This window comes from Wenjunlia tyrosinilytica, assembly GCF_014646055.1.
In the GTDB taxonomy this organism is placed as follows: Bacteria; Actinomycetota; Actinomycetes; order Streptomycetales; family Streptomycetaceae; genus Wenjunlia; species Wenjunlia tyrosinilytica.
In genome coordinates, this window is sequence record NZ_BMMS01000022.1 from 106026 (window position 1) to 122665 (window position 16640).

General features: G+C 73.6%; 10 protein-coding genes. 4 read left to right on the forward strand and 6 right to left on the reverse strand.

Annotated features, from left to right (window positions below; genetic code table 11):
• Window positions 1-148 precede the first annotated feature (148 nt).
• Both IEY86_RS23985 and IEY86_RS23990 read left to right on the forward strand, forming a co-directional pair.
• Window positions 149-913, forward strand: a complete 765-nt coding sequence (locus tag IEY86_RS23985) for a DUF2127 domain-containing protein (RefSeq protein ID WP_189133946.1) — start codon at window positions 149-151, stop codon at window positions 911-913.
• A 425-nt stretch (window positions 914-1338) separates the two neighbouring features.
• Complete coding sequence (locus tag IEY86_RS23990) at window positions 1339-1770, forward strand: winged helix-turn-helix domain-containing protein (RefSeq protein WP_189133901.1); 432 nt, start codon at window positions 1339-1341, stop codon at window positions 1768-1770.
• Window positions 1771-1802: 32 nt separating this feature from the next.
• Here the strand turns inward: IEY86_RS23990 and IEY86_RS23995 are convergent, their stop codons facing one another.
• From IEY86_RS23995 to IEY86_RS24015, 5 genes are read right to left on the reverse strand one after another with little or no spacing between them, the layout of a single operon-like run.
• Window positions 1803-3269 carry a condensation domain-containing protein gene (locus IEY86_RS23995; protein WP_189133902.1) on the reverse strand — a complete coding sequence of 489 codons (1467 nt, stop codon included), beginning with the start codon at window positions 3267-3269 and terminating at the stop codon, window positions 1803-1805.
• A gap of 56 nt (window positions 3270-3325) precedes the next feature.
• Entirely contained in the window at window positions 3326-6421 is a 3096-nt protein-coding gene (locus IEY86_RS24000) for a non-ribosomal peptide synthetase (RefSeq protein ID WP_189133903.1), read from the reverse strand.
• Window positions 6412-9543: a phosphopantetheine-binding protein gene (locus IEY86_RS24005; protein ID WP_189133904.1), complete on the reverse strand. Its 3132-nt coding sequence runs from the start codon at window positions 9541-9543 to the stop codon at window positions 6412-6414. Before IEY86_RS24005 ends, IEY86_RS24000 begins: the two co-directional genes overlap by 10 nt.
• Window positions 9540-10949, reverse strand: a complete 1410-nt coding sequence (locus IEY86_RS24010) for a condensation domain-containing protein (protein ID WP_189133905.1) — start codon at window positions 10947-10949, stop codon at window positions 9540-9542. The genes IEY86_RS24005 and IEY86_RS24010 overlap by 4 nt, the downstream gene beginning before the upstream one ends.
• Window positions 10946-12040 (reverse strand): threonine aldolase family protein, encoded by a 1095-nt coding sequence (locus IEY86_RS24015; protein ID WP_229698700.1) that lies wholly within the window; start codon window positions 12038-12040, stop codon window positions 10946-10948. The genes IEY86_RS24010 and IEY86_RS24015 overlap by 4 nt, the downstream gene beginning before the upstream one ends.
• A 196-nt stretch (window positions 12041-12236) precedes the next feature.
• Here IEY86_RS24015 and IEY86_RS24020 point away from each other — a divergent pair, with 196 nt between their 5' ends.
• Both IEY86_RS24020 and IEY86_RS24025 read left to right on the forward strand, forming a co-directional pair.
• Window positions 12237-12443: an MbtH family protein gene (locus tag IEY86_RS24020; RefSeq protein ID WP_189133906.1), complete on the forward strand. Its 207-nt coding sequence runs from the start codon at window positions 12237-12239 to the stop codon at window positions 12441-12443.
• A gap of 10 nt (window positions 12444-12453) precedes the next feature.
• Window positions 12454-15672: an amino acid adenylation domain-containing protein gene (locus tag IEY86_RS24025; RefSeq protein ID WP_189133907.1), complete on the forward strand. Its 3219-nt coding sequence runs from the start codon at window positions 12454-12456 to the stop codon at window positions 15670-15672.
• 88 nt (window positions 15673-15760) lie between these two features.
• Here IEY86_RS24025 and IEY86_RS24030 read toward each other — a convergent pair whose 3' ends face one another.
• Window positions 15761-16510: a thioesterase II family protein gene (locus IEY86_RS24030; protein WP_229698701.1), complete on the reverse strand. Its 750-nt coding sequence runs from the start codon at window positions 16508-16510 to the stop codon at window positions 15761-15763.
• Between the last annotated feature and the right edge of the window lie 130 nt (window positions 16511-16640).

Genomic DNA, 16640 nt, shown 5'->3' on the forward strand with positions numbered 1-16640 from the left:
CGGTATCGGCCGCCGAGGCCGACCTTCACAGTTTCATGATTGTGTGACGGTTCGCCCCTCGTCGGTAACAGCGTGGCCTGTGCGTCCTTCCGGGTGCCTATGATCCACAGCGATCTACGAAGGACACGGAAACGGGGCAGCGGTGGGTATCGCGATCGACTGGGACAGGCGCACCTGCGCTCGCCGGGGGCACATCACCTATGAGCCCTCGGAACCGCTCCTGCGTGAAAGGCTCCATGCCGCGACCGCCATGGGTGTGGCCTGGCGCTGCCTGCGCTGCGGAGACTTCGCGCTCGGCACACCCCATGGGTCCGGGCCCGCCTCCGACGCCCCGCTCGTGCCCCGGGGCAGGGCGCTGCGCGACTTGATCATCCTGCGCTTCATCGCGGTGGAACGCGCCCTGCGCGGAGTGTTCGTCCTGCTGGTCGCCTTCGCCGTCTGGCGGTTCAGCAACAGCCGTGGCTCCGTGCACCGGTTCTTCGAGGAGAATCTGACCGTCTTCCGGCCGGTCGCCCAGCACTTCCACTACGACCTCGACCACTCACCCGTGGTCGACTCGATCCGCAGGGTCTTCGAGTACCAGCGCTCCACCCTGCTGATCGTGGCGGTCGCGCTGTTCGTCTACGCGGCCATCGAGCTCATCGAGGGCGTGGGGCTGTGGATGGCCAAGCGGTGGGCCGAGTACCTGGCCGTCGTGGCGACGGCGGCGTTTCTGCCGCTGGAGGTGTACGAGGTGGTGGAGAAGGCCAGTTGGTTCAAGGCCGCCACTTTGGTGCTCAACATCCTCGCCGTGCTGTACATCCTGCTGTCCAAGCGGCTGTTCGGACTGCGGGGCGGCCGCGAGGCCTTCGACGCCGAGCGGCACAGCGCGTCGCTCCTGGAAGTCGAAGTGGCGGCCGGAGCGACTGTCTGAGCCGTGCGCACCGGCGTGCGCCGGTGTGCGCGCGGCGACCGCTGCGCGCGGAGGCCGAATCCCGTTGCAGGCCGGAGGCCGAAGGAGCCTCGTTGCCCGCGCTCGCCTGTGTCCGCGTCCGCGGCCGGTGCCGACTCGTCGCGCTGACCTGCGCGCATTCGGGTGGGAGACGGCCGGATCCAGGGGCTGCCCGCCTCGACCGAGGCGGACGGTGAACAGCGTTTCCGGCCACCTGCGCCTGCCTCACGAGACAGACTTGAGATCGAATGGAGGGTGACGGACCACCCTGATCCGGTAGCTCATTCGCTCGGCGGATTGCGCGAGAACGGTAGCGAAAGGGGTCCGGTGTGGAGGTCAAGGTGTTGCGGTGGCCGTCCGAGGCCGAGCAACGGGCGGCCTGCAGGGCGCGAGGAGTGCCCTGTCTGATGGTCCTCGAAGGGCGGGAGGTGTCGGCGCCGACCGGCCTCAATGTCCTCGAGGACTGGGTGCGGCCGCCCATAACCAGAGAGGATTTCTGGGCACGACGGGCGACACTCCAGGCCCGTGCGCAGGCCGGGGCGATACCCAGCATCGACGGTGAGGGCGTGCTCCGGTTCGGCGGCCGCAGGCTCTCCCTCTCCCCGGCGGAGGCGGAGCTGATGCGGGTGCTCGTCGAGTCGTTCCAGGAGGTCGTGCCGAGGGAGACACTCATCCAGCAGGTCTGGCCGGACGACGGCCAGCCGCGCCGCAACGCGTTGGACCTGCGCATCCTGCGGCTGCGGCGCAGGCTCAGCTGCCTTCAGCTGTCCATCCGCACCGCCTGGGGGCGCGGCTATCTGCTCGACCTCCGCGATCCCCGCGAAGAACTCGTCGGCTGACCCGCTGACCCGCTGATTCGCTGCCTCGTCGCTCAGGTCCCCGACGCCAGTTCCGTGAGCCGCCGCTCCACCAGATCGGCCAGCTCCCGTGCCCGCTGCTGCGGGACATCGGCCGGGCGGTATGCCAGCGAACCGCGCACCCCCGCATCCTCAGTGGTCAGCTCGAGGCTCAGCGACGACTTGGCGTGTCCGAAGTCCAGGTCGGCCACCCCCGTGCAGCCGGGCGGCAGCGCCTGGCCGTCGTCCTCGTCCAGGGTCAGCCGCACCCTGATGTCCTGGTCCTGCACCCCCGCCCGCCCGGTCAGCGCCCCGAACACGGTCTCGAAGGGGGCGTCCCCGTCACCCAGCGCCTCCACGAGGCGGTCCCGCGTCACGGCCACCAGCTCCGCGGACGAGCGGCCCGCGGCCGCCGGGACCGGCACGACCAGCGTATTGGCGAGATTTCCCAGGACCCCTGCCAGCTCCGGGCGATGACGGCCCGAGGTGCAGCAGCCCACGGCCACCTCGTCCCGGTCGTGGAAGCGCGCCACCACCGAACCCCAGGCCGCCAGGACCACCGCGAACAAGGTGGTGCCCGCGGCACGGGCGACCCGCGCCAGCCCCGGACCGACCTGCTCGCCGATCCGCAGGACGATCCGCTCCCCGGCGCGGTCCCCGTGGTCGGGCATCGCCAGCACCGTCTCGGCCCGGAGCACGCGGGCCCGGCGGCGCGCCTGCTCGGCGATCAGCCCCGAACGGGCGCTCTCGCGCTGCCACTCGGCGACATCACGCAGGCGCAACTGCTCCGGTCCGCCGTCCTGCCTGTCCTCGGGCCCCACGGCGCCCGGCTCCTCGGCAGCGCCGCCCCCCAGCTCGGAGCACAGCTCCGGCAGGAGAACGGTGCGCAGGCCGTAGCGGTCGCACGCGATGTCGTGCGCCACCACCGACAGCAGCACGGCGGACGGCCGCGCGTCGATCACCCGGCAGCGCACCGGCGGCCGGTCCAGGCAGAACCGCTCCCGGCCGTCGGCCAGCGCCGACTCCACGGCCCGGCGCAGCGCCCCGTCCTCGTCGGCGGCCTCCAACGAGAGGTGCCGCACCGGCAGTTCGCCCGCGTCCAGCACCCGCACCCGCACGGAGCCGCCGGCCGAGGCGTCGGCGAGGTAAGCGCTGCGCAGGACCTCGTGCCGCTCGGCGGCGCGGGAGACGGCGGCCGCCAGCGCCCGCGGATCGGTCCTCGGCCCGAACCGGAAGACGATCCCGGCGTGGTAGAAGTCCCCGTCGTCGCCGCCGGCGTGCAGCCGCCACAGCGCTTCCTGTTTGACGGTGACGGCGTCCGGATCGCCTGCCGCCCGCTCCGGACCGCTGTCCAGATAGTGCAGCAGTCCGCGCTCGGCCAACTGCGCGGCCAGCAGCGCCCGTTTGGCCGGGGACAGCGCCCGCATCCTCGCCCGCAGGTCCGCGCCCACATCCGGCGCGGCGTCCGGGACAGCGGCGGGGGCGCCCGTTGCCGCTCCCACGGCCGTTCCCGCGCTCGTTCCCGTTTCCGCGCCCGCTCCGGTGACCGTCAACGCCGTCAGCCCCCGACCTCGTCGTCCGGCAGCGCGGCCACCTCGGCGAGCAGGGCCTGCGCGGTGGCCCCGGCGTCACGGTGCCGGTCGATCGCTGCGGCGAGGTCGGCGATCGCGCTCGACTCCAGCCAGGCCCGCAGCGGCAACCGCACCCCGAACCGCCGCCTGACCGCGGCGATCACCCGAGTGGCCAGCAGGGAGTTGCCGCCCACGCTGAAGAAGTCGTCCAGGACACCCGGATTGGGCAGACCCAGCACCTCCTGCCAGATCGCGGCCACCGCCCGCTCGGTCTCCGTGCGGGGCGGCACCGCGTGGCTGAGCTGTTCGCTGATGCTGCTCTCCGGCCGGGGAAGCGCCTTGCGCTCGATCTTGCCCGTGGGCCCGAGAGGGAAGGCGTCCAGCAGGGAGACCGAGGTCGGCACCATGTAACTGGGCACCCTGGTCGCCAGGAAGGCTCTCAGCTCGGCCGCGTCGAGACTGTCGTCGGAGGGCACGACATAGGCGGCCAGGCTCCGTTCGCTGCCCTCGCCCCACGGCACCACCAGGCACTCGCGGACCTTGGGGTGCTCGGTGATCTCGGCCTCGACCTCCAGCAGTTCGATCCTGATGCCCCGGATCTTCACCTGGTGGTCGCTGCGTCCGAGGAAGTGCAGATGACCGTCGGGCAGCAGCAGCGCCACGTCCCCGGTGCGGTACAGCCTGCGCCCGCCGCCCCCGAAGGGGTCGGGGATGAAGCGGTCGGCGGTCAGACCCGGCCGTCCCAGGTACCCCCGGGTGACGCTGTCGCCGCCGATGTAGACCTCGCCGCGGGCGCCGTACGGCACCGGTTCGAGATTGCGGTCCAGTACATGGGTCGCCGTGTTGTTGATGGGCCGCCCGGAGCGGATGAACGGCAGGTCGGCGCCGCGCGGGACCACGTAGTAGGTGGAGTCGATGGACACCTCGGTGACGCCGTACAGATTGATCAGCTCGGCGTCCAGCAGCTCGTGGAAGCGGTCGGCCAGCGTGGTCGGAATGGGCTCGCCGCTGGCGAAGACGTACCGCAGGAGATGGCACTCGCCCGCGTCCTCGGCCGTCAGGAACGTCTGGAGCATCGCCGGGACGAAGTGCAGCGTCGTCACCCGCTCGGTGCGGATCAGCTCGGTGAAGCGGTTGAGGTCCAGATGCAGCCGCGGCGGGGCCAGGATCGCACGAGCCCCGACGAACAGCGGCCAGAACAGCTCCCACACCGCCGCGTCGAAGCTGTACGCCGTCCACTGCAGGGCCGCGTCCTCGGGCCCCAGCGGGTACAGATGGCTGATCCACCAGACGAAGTTGACCGCGCCACCGTGCTCGATCAGCACCCCCTTGGGGCGGCCGGTCGACCCCGAGGTGTACATCACATAGGCGAGATCGCCCGGACGGACCCCGGTCTCGGGCCGGGTGTCGGGGCAGTGCGCCCACAGGGCCGGCTCGTCCAGCGCGACCACACCGCGCACCGAGGGCAGCTTGCCGATCAGGTGGCTCTCGACCAGCACCACCGGGCAGTCCAGGTCCTCGGCCAGGTAGTGGAGCCGGTCCGGGGGGAAGGACGGGTCCAACGGGGCGTAGGCGCCACCCGCCTTGAGGATCGCCAGGATGGCGATGTTCAGGGCGAAGCCCGGTTCCGCGCACAGGCCGACGATCGTGCCGGGGACGACGCCCAGGTCCACCAGGTGGTTGGCCAGCCGGTTGGCGCGCCGCTCCATCTCGCCGTAGTCCAGGCTCTGCCCGTCGAAGACGAGGGCGGTGCGGTCCGGGGTGCGGTCCACCTGCTCCTCGACCAGTTGGTGCAGGCAGCGGTCGCTGGGATAGGCGACCGCGGTGGCGTTGTGCTCGGACGGTGCGGCCAGACCCCGCGCGCCCACCAGCGGCAGCGTGTCAATGGGCTTATCGGGAGTGGCCGCGGCCCCGGTGAGCACGGCCGCGGTGCAGCGCACCAGCCGCTCCACATGGTCGGCGTCGGTCACCGCCGGGTCGAAGCCCGCGACCAGCGCCAGGGTGTCACCGGAGTCCTCCACGCCGAGATGCAGCGGAGCGGTGCTGCTCGACGTCGGGGGCAGGACGGCGTCGTCACGGGCGTCGACCACGCTGTCGTAGAGCGCGACGCTGCGCTCGGCGCCGGTCAGGTCGTTGAGCGCGGCGCCCGGCAGATGGCCGAGCTCCCTGGCCTTCTCCATCCACTCGGAGCGGTCCGTCAGCCACGCGGCGGTGGAGGTGCCGTCGAGGAGGAACGGCGCCGGCAGGACTCGCTCGAAGGGGCCCAGGGCGTTCTTCAGACCGGGTGGGCGGGTGTCGACGAGGAGTCCGACCACGGCGAGCGGTTCATTGCGGAACCGTGCCACGACCGAAGCCCAGGAGGCGGCGGTCAGCCGCAGCACGCACGAGCGTGTCGCCCAGGCCAGCTCACGCACCGCGGCCGTCTCCTGGGACGACAGCTCGACGCGCACGGTAGTGGAGCGGTCGGAACGCTCGTCGTCGGCGGCGAACAGCGGGGCCGGACCGCTGACTTCGGCGAGGGCGGCCTTCCAGAACGCCACTTCCTCCGGAGAAGCGCCGTCCTGGTGCTCCGGCAGGCCGCTCAGGTACGCGTCGAGGCACGGGCGCTCCAGCACCCGGCCTCCCTCGGCCACCGCGGCGAGGTCGCCGAGCAGGAGGTGGGCGGCCAGGTCGTCGAGCAGGAGCGGATGGTAGGTGAGCACGGCCTCGGCCGAGTCGGGCAGCCACAGCAGGCGCAGCAGCGGGCCGTCGAGTTCGGCGGGGAAGCCTTCCCGAAGGTCCCTCTCGGCGGCACCGGGGCCGTCCGACGTCGTGAACGGGGGCTCGGTGGCACCCGGTACCTGCGTCGGGCGCTCACCGTCCCAGGTGAGTCGAGCCGCGAGGACGGGCCTGGCGGCCAGCAGGCGGTGCCAGGCGGTGCGCACCTCGGCCTGCCCGCTCCCCGCGGGAAGCCCGATCCTGGCCTGGCGGGCGAGTCCGTGGGAGGTGCCGTCGAGTGCGGCGGAGACCAGTACGTCCTGCTGGGCGGCGGACAGGGGGAGGGCGGTGGGCGCCGGGCCCGCCGCGTCGGGGTTCACTGCCATCGTGGCCTCCGGTCGGTGTCGGTGGGCTCGGGGAGTGCTTCCAGCGTGGAGAGCAGGTCGCCGACGGTGTCCAAGTCCTGCTCCCTCGTGGCGCCGGCCCGGTCCAGCAGCTCGGCGAGCCGCCGGACCGTGGGGGAGACGAAGAAGTCGGCCAGCGGGATGTCCACGCCGTGCAGGGCGCGGACCCGCACCAGCGCCTGGATGAGCTGGAGTGACGTACCGCCGAGTTCGAAGAAGTTGTCGTCGCGGCCGACCCGGGGCACCGCGAGCAGCGGGGCGAGGACGGTGTCGGCCAGCTCGCGTTCGATGCCGTCGGCCGGGGGTTCGTAGGGGCGGGCGTCGGCCTGGGCGGCGCGTTCCGCCAACCGCCGAGCTCCTCTTGGGTCCTGGCCGTGCCGTTCGTCGGCGGCGAGGACGCGCTCGGGGACGGCGGCGGGCGGCAGCAGCTCCGCCAACGACTCGCCCACGTCCGAGGGCGGTGCCGGGAGCTGCTGCCCGGGGGCCGGCCGAACGACCGCGTAGGGGTGTTCGGCGCGGCCCCACTCCAGCGGATGGGCCCCCGCCACCGCTGGAGCGCCGGTCCGCCCGGTCACGGCTGCGGCGATGTCGTCCGCCAGGACGGTGCGGCCCCCCACGGACACCCGGTCCTCGGGGAGACCGGCGAGGGTGAGCCCGCCGTCGGGGCCGACCCGCACCAGCGCCCCGGTACGGGCCATGCGGCTGCCGGGCGGACCGAACGGGTTGGGGCGCAGGCGGTCCGCCGTGGCGGCGGCGTCGCCGGGGTATCCGGAGCCGGGATCGGCGGCGGCCCACACCGTGCCGGTGCCCCCGGCGAGGACGGGCGCCAGGTCGTCATTGAGCACGAACAGCCGTGCGGCGTCTGTCACTTCAAGGGTGTCCGAACCGGCCAGTACGGCATCGGGAGCCTCGGCCGCCCACCATCTGCGGAACACCGGCAGTCCGTCGGGGCCGCCCTCCCCGGCCAGCAGGGGCTCGGTCCTTCGCCGGTACGCGGCCCGCAGCCCCAGCAGGTGGACGGGTACGGACCCGGCCAGTTCGACGGGGAGCGCGGCGACGGTGGCCCCGGCGTCCGCCAGGGCGTCGAACCGGTCGTCGGCGCGGGCGTCCTGGTCGGGCAGGACGAGGGCCGCGCCCGAGCGGGCGGCTGCCAGCACGGCGACGGCGGCGTCCTCGCTTCCCCAGGTGAAGTCCGGGGCGAGGACGTCCTCGCGGGTCAGGCCCAGCAGGCGGCGATGGGCGTCGGCCGCACGGCGCAGTACGGCGGTCGGCAGGCGCAGGAGGCGGGGACGGGGACGGGCGCGCAGACCCACGAGGAGGGCCCCGGCGTCGTCGTCCCCCTCGCCGGTGGCCGCAATCGGTGCCAGGGCGGTCACCTCGCCGTTGGGCCGCAGCCTCAGATGCGGACGTGCGCCTTCCTCGACGGTCTCGGTCCAGGTTAGGGGGTCCCTCGGGTCATGGACCAGCACATCAACGCCCGCGGCGAGCGCCGCCAGGAGGGCGCCCACGGTGTCTGCGGTGCCGTCGGCGGTGAGGACGACCACCGTCCCCGCTCCCGCTCCGGCGGTGCGCAGGGCGTCTCGTACGCGCTCCATGTGGGCGGTGGTGTCCGCCGCCGACCGGCCGGCGCGGGAGCCGAGGACCACCGTGTCGCGGGGCGCGCGGTCGCCCCAGGCCGCCATGCCGTCACCGTACGAGGGGAGTTCTCGCGAGGCCGGGCGTGCGGTCGGCAGTGGATCGGATCCATGTCCCGTGAGAACGCGGCCGGTCGCCGTCAACAGCGCGTCGATCGTGGCGTCGTCGAACAGATGCGGCCGGTACTGGGCGGTGAGTTCGCGAGAGGAGCCGCCCGCCGTCCTGCTCTCGACCAGTACCAGTTCCACGTCGAAGGTCGGGACCGGGCTCTGGAGCAGGCGGACGCGGCTGCCGCCCCCGCCGATGCCCGGTGGCTCCAGGACCACGGCGTCCAGGCCCATGGGCAGGAAGGGCTCGGCACCCGGTGCGCGCTGTCCCAGCTCGGGCAGCCCGGCGATCGGGAACGACTCGTCGGCCAGCCCGGCCACCGCCTTCTCGGCACGGCCGAGCAGGGCCGTCGCGTCCGTTCCGGAGGCGATGTCGAACGCCACCGCCGCCGTCGTCGACAACTGGCCGATCAGGGCCCGGGTCGGTTCGGTGTGCCGCCCGCTCTCCCTCAGCCCCACCCGCAGCGGGGAGGTGGCCCCCAGGCGCCGGAGCACCGTACCGGCGGCGGCCAGCAACGAGGCGGTGGGATCGCCGCCCTGTCCGCTGCCGCCGTGGCCGGTCGGGGAGTCGAGAGCCAAGCGGCGCACCGCGGACTCGGTCACCGGAGGTCCGGCGACCGGGGGCCGGTCGTACGGCAGCCGCGAGGCCCGGGGCCAACCGAACCGCTCGGCGGCCCGCTCCGCGGCCTGCCTCAGCCGCTCCGGTGAGAACCGCCGCCGATGCCAGTGGGCGAAGTCCGCGAACCCGAAGGCTCCGGCCTCGGTCGGCCGGTTGTCGTAGAGGTCGGCGATCCGTGCGAACAGCGGTTGCAGGGACCGCCGGTCGAGCACCTGGCGGCTCGCGGCGACGAACAGGGCCGTGCCGGTGCCCCGTTCGACCACCGCGGCGCGCAGCGGGGAACCGCCTCGCGGGTCGAACGGTTCGGCCAGCAGGGCCGCCGTCACCGCGTCGTCCGTCACCGCGTCGTCCGTCACAGCGTCAGCGGCGGCCCCGTCCCCCGCCTCCCGCCAGTCGACCGAGGGACCCTGCCGCGGCAGCAGTACCAGCGAGCCGCCGCGTTCGCCGACGACCAGGTTCAACGCGTCGGTGATCCGGACCGCCGCCTTCACAGCGGCACGCAACCGCTGCCCGTCGAGCCTGCGTTCGCTCTCCATCACACCCGCCGTCGCCAGCCGCCCCAGGTCCGGCACCGCCGAGGCCGCCGTGAACAGCCACTCCTGCTCCAGCGTCAGCGGAACCTCGGCGCCGGAGGGCCGAGGCCCCACGAACTCCAGACCGGCGGCTTCACGCGCCCTGCGGTTGACCACGGAGCGCAGTGCCCTGCGCCGAGCGGCCGGGTCGAGGCCGCGCTGCCCGCTCACCGCCGGCCTCCCGAGGTGCCCGCGCCGCCGTTGAGCAGATCCAGGACCCCTCGCCGCTGCGCCGGGCTCATCCACGGGACGTCGGCGACCGCCCGGTCCGGCCGGGCGACCGCCCAGTCCAGGAAGACGCCCAGCCGGGCGGCGAAGCCCTCTCCGGTCGCGTCGTCGAAGATGGACCTGCTGTAGTCGATCTGGACCAGCGGGGACGACGGGTCGAGCACAAAGGTCGCGTTGATGTCGAACCTGCTCAACCCGTACTCGGGGGCGACGAGTTCGCACTCGATCCCGCCCAGCCGCACCGGCGGCGGCAGCCCGTCCACGGCCGAGCAGAACGCCCGGAAGAGCGGATTGCGGTCGCTGCGCCGATCGGGCCGTGCCCGGCGCACCAACTCCTCGAACGGCAGGGCCTGATGCGCCACCGCCCGGGCCAGCGTCCGGTGGGTGCGGCGCACCAGGTCGAGGAAGGACTCACGCGGCCGAACCGAGGCACGCAGGCACAGCGTATTGACGAAGCATCCGATCAGCGGCTCCAGCGACATGTCCGTGCGTCCGCTCACGGGCAGGCCCACCACGAAGTCCCGCTGCCCGCTGTACCGGCCGAGCACGGCGAAGTACGCGGCCAGGGCAACGGCGAACGGTGTCGCCCCCGCGCCGCGCGACACACTGCGCAGGCGCTCCCACGTGCCGGGGGACAGGGCATGGCGCACGGTCCCCATGGGCCCGCCCACGCCGTGTCCCGGCCGGTCGGCGGGCAGGTCCAGTTCCTCGGCGCCGTCCAGTTCCGCCAGCCAGTGCCGCAGCAGCTCCTCCCGCTCCCGTTCCAGGACCCGCCGCTCCCACCAGGCGTAGTCGCTGTACGACACCGGAAGCGGCTTGGCCTCGGCACCCGAGCACCCCTGGTCCAGTTCCTCCAGCAACAAGGCGGTGGACCAGCCGTCGAAAGCGAGATGGTGCAGGGTCAGCGCCAGCACCCACGCGTCGTCGGTGACGCGCGCCAGGCGCACCCGCAGCGGGGGTTCCCGTTCGAGATCGAAGACGGCGGCCAGTTCCTCGTCGGCGACCGCCACGGCCCGCGCCATGGTGTCGGCCCCCTCGGGAGCCGGCCGGCGGTCCACCGGTGGCCGCCGGCCGTCGAGTACGCGCTGCACGGGCAGGCCGTCCGGCCGGGGGGCGACGACCGTGCGCAGCGGCTCGTGCCGCTCCACCACGCGGTGGACGGACGCCAGGAGTGCCTCGGTGTCGGGCTCGCCGTGGAGCAGGAGCGCCACTTGGAGGTTGTACTCCGCCGTCGGCGGCCTGCTGCTGTGCACGAACCACAGCCGGGCCTGGGCGGTGGACAGCGGCGCGGGCCGCTCGGTGCCGGGTGTCACCGGGGGCCGCGCGGCGGTACCGGTCGGCCCGCTCACGCCCGTTCCCCCGCGGTGGCCAGGGGGGCGGCGAGCGTTTCGGGCGCGACCCGCGCGGCGGCGGCGACGGCCAGCTCCACCCCCGCGGAGTCGACGTCCCGGTGGGTCACAAAGCGCACCACGCCCGGGACGACCTCGGTCACCAGCACCCCGCGCTCGCGCAGGGCGGCGACGAACGGGGCGGCGCGCGGGCCGAGCCGCAGGGTCACGATGTTCGTGGAAGGCAGCGCGGGCGCGGCCCATTCGGGCAGCACATCGCGAAGACCGCGAGCGAGGCGGTGGGCGAGTTCGTGGTCCTCGGCCAGATGCTCGATCCCCTCCAGCGCGACCAGCCCGGCGGCGGCCATGGTGCCGATCTGCCGGAAGGTGCAGCCCAGTTGGCGCCGGGCCCGCGCGGCCGCGGTACGGACTTCCGCGCCGCAGCACAGCAGTGAGCCCATGGGCGCGCCCAGGCCCTTGTACAGGGAGAAGGTGACGGTGTCGCAGAGCGCGCCCACCTCATGGGCCGCGTAGCCGCCCGCCACGGCCGCGTTGAACAGCCGGGCTCCGTCGCAGTGCAGCGGCACCCCCGCGGCCCGGCACGCCGAGGCCACTTCCTCCAGGCGGTCCAGGGACCAGACCGAGCCGCCGCCGGCGCTGTGGGTGTTCTCCACGGCCACCATGCCCGTCTGCGGTGCCCGCCAGTCGTCGCGGGCCAGCAGCTCCTCCAGGTCGGCGGCGCCGAACATCCCGTCGGTGCCGTGCACGGCGGTCAGCTGCACTCCGGCCAGCCCGGCGACCGAGTGGGACTCCCAGCGCACCAGATCGGTGTCGGCCTCCGCGATCAACTCCCGTCCCCGGGGCACGAGCGCGAGGATCGCCACCAGGTTCGCCATGGTCCCGCTCACCACGAAGAGGGCGTCCTCGGTGCCCGCGAGTTCGGCCGCCCGCTCCTCCAGCGCGAGCACCGTGGGGTCCTCGCCGTAGAAGTCGTCGCCGACCCGCGCCGAGGCCATCGCCTCGAGCATCCGCCCGGTCGGCCGGGTCACCGTGTCGGACCGGAGATCGACCGGCGCCACGTCGCCCACAGATTCCTCCTCGCGCTCCAACACGCTTCGACCGTCGTGCCTGGCGGGGAAATAGTGGTACGGAATTGCATTCCGGAAAGGATTTCTGTCCCGAACCCGTCACCTCTTTCCGAAGTGTTTCGGCGCGGCTTCGCGACGGTGCCGGTCAGGACTACTTTGTGGACTCACCGCGCTGAATTCACACGGGAGAACCACGGGAACCACGGGAGAGGAGCCCCCGATGGACGAGCGGGAGGACGACCGCGAGTACAGCGTCGTGGTCAACGACGAGGAACAGTTCTCCATCTGGTTCGCCGACAGGCCGCTGCCCGACGGCTGGCGCGCCGAGGGGACCAGCGGGACCCGTCAGGAATGCCTGGACCACATCGAGCGGGTGTGGACCGACATGCGTCCGCGCAGCGTCCGCGAGCGCCTCGCGGCGGGCTGACGGCCGTCCCATGGGTGTGACCGCAACTCGGGCGCTGCCCGCGATCCAGGAGCGCCTGCGGCGCAGCGAGCGCTGGGCCCCCGGGCACGGCTCGCACACGGTCGCGGCGACCGTACCCCTGCCGCCGGGAGTCGGCCGCAGGGCCGTGGCCGCGGCTCTCGACGCGTGCACCGGCGCCCACCCGGCGCTGAGGACCCGCCTGGCCGGCGGTGACCAGGACGCGGTGCTGTCGTGGGACGGCCCCGGGCCGAGCCTCGAGCCGTTGGCGGCGGGGGAGGACGGGAGCGCTCTGACGGCGAAGCCGTTCGACCTCGAACGGGGGCCGCTCGTGCGCGCGGCACTGGTCGAGGGGAGTCCCTCGACGCTCCACCTGGCCGCACACCGCTGCGCACTGGACACCACGGCCCTGCGGCTGCTCGCCGCGGAGGTCGCGGCACGGGTGGAACCCGGGGCGCCCGGACCGTCCGGCCCGGGGCCCGCGCCGACGAGGCCGGCGACCGCACCGGCCGAAGCCGAAGCCGCCCCCGGCGCAAGCCGTGGGGCCGCAGCCCGTGAGTCCCGGGCGCCGCGGACGGCCGCGCGCACGCCTGCCGTAGCCCCCGGCGGCGGGTTCGTGCCTGCCGCGGCCCCCGACGCCCGGAACTCACCCATCACCGTGCCCGCGCGACCCCCCGCGCCCCTCACCGCGACAGCCGCCGAGGCGCAAGCCGCGCGGGAGGAGTTGGCGGGGGCGGCCGCCTTGCTGGACCTGCCGCTCGACGCGGCGCGCGGGGCCGGGGCCGCAGGGCCGGCGCGGACCGTCGCCGTGCCCGATCCGGACGGCGCACTCACCGGTCGTACCGAGCCGTCGGCCGTGCTCGCCGCCTACCTTGCCGTGCTTCACCGGTACACGGGCCGGGCCGATCTGCTCGTCGCCGTCGAGGTGGACCGGCGCCCCCACCCGGGTGCCATCGGCCAGTACACCGAACTGGTCCCCGTCCGCTTCCGGTTCGACGCCGCGGCCACCGCCTCCGACCTGCTGTCGGCCGTCGCCGACCGGCTGGCCGCGGTGAAGGGCGGCCCCGTGCTGCCCCACGACGTACTGGCGGAGCCCACGGAACAGCCGCCGCGCTTCTCGGCCGCGTTCGGGGTCCGCCGCCTCGGCCCCGCCGGGGTCACCGCTGTCCCTGCCGCGGCCGCGGAGTCCGAGCTGGCCCTCACCGTGGTGGAGGCCGCCGGCGGTCCCGGGCTGGAGCTCACCCATGACACCGAGCTGGTCGTCGAGGAGAGCGCCGACCGCATCGGCCGCCATGTCCTCACGATGCTCCGGCAGTTGCTCGACCATCCGGACACGGCCGTGGGCGACCTCGACTTCCTCGGGCCCGAGGACCACGAGCTGCTGCGCCGCTGGGGCCGGACCGACGACGTGGTCGATCGGCTCAGGACCGTTCCCGAACTGGTGGCGAGGCGGGCGCGGGTGACTCCGGACGCCGTCGCCGCCGTGCTCGGCGAGCGGACACTGACCTTCGCCGAGCTGGACCGGCGCGCCGACCGCCTCGCCCGTCACCTCGCCGCCGAGGGAATCGCACGGGGCGACGCGGTGGGGCTGTGCATGCCCCGCTGCCCCGAACTGCTGGTGGCCATGCTCGCGGTCCACCGGGCGGGCGCCGCCGCCCTGATGCTCGACCCCAAGGCGCCCGAGGCCTATCTGGGCCGGCTCCTCGCCCAGGCCGGGGTGTCGCTCGTGGTGACGACGGAACGCCTCCGGCGGGACTGGCCAGCCGAGGCCGCGCAGGTGCTCTGCCTGCTCGAATCGGGGGAGATCACCTCCGGCTCCGCCGACGCCGCCGACCCGCTGCCCGTCCCCGAACTCGACGACATCGCCTATCTGGTGCAGACCTCCGGCTCCACCGGCCTGCCCAAGCTCGTCGTCGTCACCCACCGCGGTGTCGCCCACTCCGCCCTCGCCCAGGTGCGCGCCCACCAAGTGCGGCGCGAGGAGCACGGCGGCTGGACCTTCCCCCCGCACACCAATGTCTCCGTCACCGTCGTCGTCTGGGCGTTCCTCGTGGTCGGCGCGCCGCTGCACATCGCCGCCGATGACGAACTGTCCTCGCCGGAACGGCTGCGGGACTGGCTCATCGACTCGGGTGTGACGCAGGTCTTCGTCGTGGCGCCGCTCGCCGAGGCGCTGGTGACCGCCGACTGGCCGGAGCGGGTGCCCCTGCGCAGCCTGCTGACCGGAAGCGACCGGGTCCGCCGCTGGGCCCCCGCCCACCTCCCGTTCGAGGTCGGCAACTGGTACGGCGCCAACGAGGTCAACATCGTCACCACCCCCCTCCTGCCGTGGGAGGAGAGGATCACCTCGCACACCGCCACGGAACGCGACCGGGGCACCCCGCCGCCGATCGGCCGCCCCTGGCCGGGCGTTCGGCTGCACATCCTGGACCACCGGATGCGCCCCGTCCCGCCGGGCGTGGTCGGGGAGCTCGCGGTCACCGGACCGGAGCAGACCCGCGGCTATCTGACGGCCGCCCAGACGGCGGAGCGCTTTGTGCCCGACCCGTTCGGCACCGAGCCGGGCGGACGGCTCTATCTGACCGGTGACCTGGTCAGATTCCGCCACGACGGGGCGCTGGAGCACCGCGGCAGGGCCGACCACCAGGTGAAGATCGCGGGTATGCGTGTGGAGGTCGCCGAGGTCGAGAACGCGCTCCTCGCCGCCCCCGGTGTGCGTGCGGCCGCGGTCACCGCACCCGACGACCCCTCGGGGACCCCGAGGCTCATCGCGTACCTCGTGGCCGACGACGGCCTGGACACGGCGGCGCTGCGCCGAGCGCTCGCCGGGCAGTTGCCGGACCACATGGTGCCCCAGGCGTTCATTCTCCTGGACGCGCTGCCGCTCAACTCCGGCGACAAGATCGACCGCCGTGCCCTTCCCGAGCCGGACTGGACGGCCCTGGCCTCGGCGTCCGCCCCGTCCTCCTCCGCCGACGGCGAAGAGGCGGTGGACAACGCTCCCCGTACCGAGCTCGAGGCCGCCCTCGTCAAGGTGTGGGAGGAGATCCTCGGCCTGTCCGACCTGGGGGTGCACGACAACTTCTTCCTGCTCGGCGGTGACTCCCTCAGCGCGAACAGGGCCGTGCGGCTCGTGGTCGAAAGGGTCGGCACACCGCTGAAAGTGCGCGACCTGATGCTCAACCCCACACCGGCGGAGCTGTCCGAGGTCCTGTCCGGGGGCGCCGTGTAGCCCCCGCACGACGGCGGGGCGCGCACCCCTGGTGCGCGCCCCCGTTCGCCCTCTCTGCCGGCCCGCTCCGCTCGGGCGGGGAATCGGTTCAGGCGGGGAAGTCGGCCGCGATGACGTCCTTCAGCGACTGCGGGCAGCTGAGGAAGTCCAGATGCTTGCCCTCCAGATGCTCGAAGCGGACCGGCGCGCACTCCTCCCATCCGGGCGGCACCGTGGCGGCGGGCACCACGTCGTCGTCCGACCACGACACCACCGTCACCGGGCAGGGCAGCCGCCGGCCGGCGTCGTAGCGGTAGGGGCGCTGCACCACCAGGTCCTCCTTGAGCACCCGGGCGGCTATCTCCGCCAGTTCGGGGGGTGGCTCGCCCTGCCCGGTGAGCAGGTACCGCTGCCGCACCTCGTGCACCAGATCGGCCGTGTCGAGGTCCACGAAGTTCAGCTCGCCGTAGAGCCCGCGGTGCGGCGCGCCCCAACTGGACGCGAACAGCCGCCGCGGCAACGGCAGTCCCCGGTCCTCCAGCGTCAGGATCGTCTCCAGGGCGAACGGCACCGCCCCGCAGTGCCCCGCGAACGCGAACGGCCGCTCCAGCAGTGGGGTGAGGAAGTCGACCAGGTCACGGGCGAAGGCCCCGTGGTCCGGATGCCCAGGTTCGCGGAAGCGGTTCTCCCGGCCCGGCGGTTGCAGCGCGCACACCGCGGTCCCGCCCGCCAGGGTCGGCGGCCAGTCCCGGTAGGACGACGCCCCGACTCCCGCGTAGGGGAAGCAGAACAGCAGCGAAGTGCTGTCCTGAGGCGGTTTTCTGAGCAGCCATTTTCCGGTCTGCGGAGTTGTTCTCATCCGTTTCACGGTAGTCGGCCGCACCGGCCCGGCAAGTGTTCACGCAGCTTCCGGAAAGACCTCGGAAAGACCCTTGAAAGATTGCGCGGCCGAGCCCGCTGCCGATTCCTTTCCGGGCGGCGAAAGAATG

Bases quoted from the DNA above. Each gene is read 5' to 3' on its own strand.
- IEY86_RS23990 (WP_189133901.1), top strand. From the start codon at position 1,339: ATGGTCCTCGAAGGGCGGGAGGTGTCGGCGCCGACCGGCCTCAATGTC.
- IEY86_RS24000 (WP_189133903.1), bottom strand. From the start codon at position 6,421: ATGGCAGTGAACCCCGACGCGGCGGGCCCGGCGCCCACCGCCCTCCCC.
- IEY86_RS24020 (WP_189133906.1), top strand. From the start codon at position 12,237: ATGGACGAGCGGGAGGACGACCGCGAGTACAGCGTCGTGGTCAACGAC.
- IEY86_RS24025 (WP_189133907.1), top strand. From the start codon at position 12,454: ATGGGTGTGACCGCAACTCGGGCGCTGCCCGCGATCCAGGAGCGCCTG.
- IEY86_RS24030 (WP_229698701.1), bottom strand. From the start codon at position 16,510: ATGAGAACAACTCCGCAGACCGGAAAATGGCTGCTCAGAAAACCGCCT.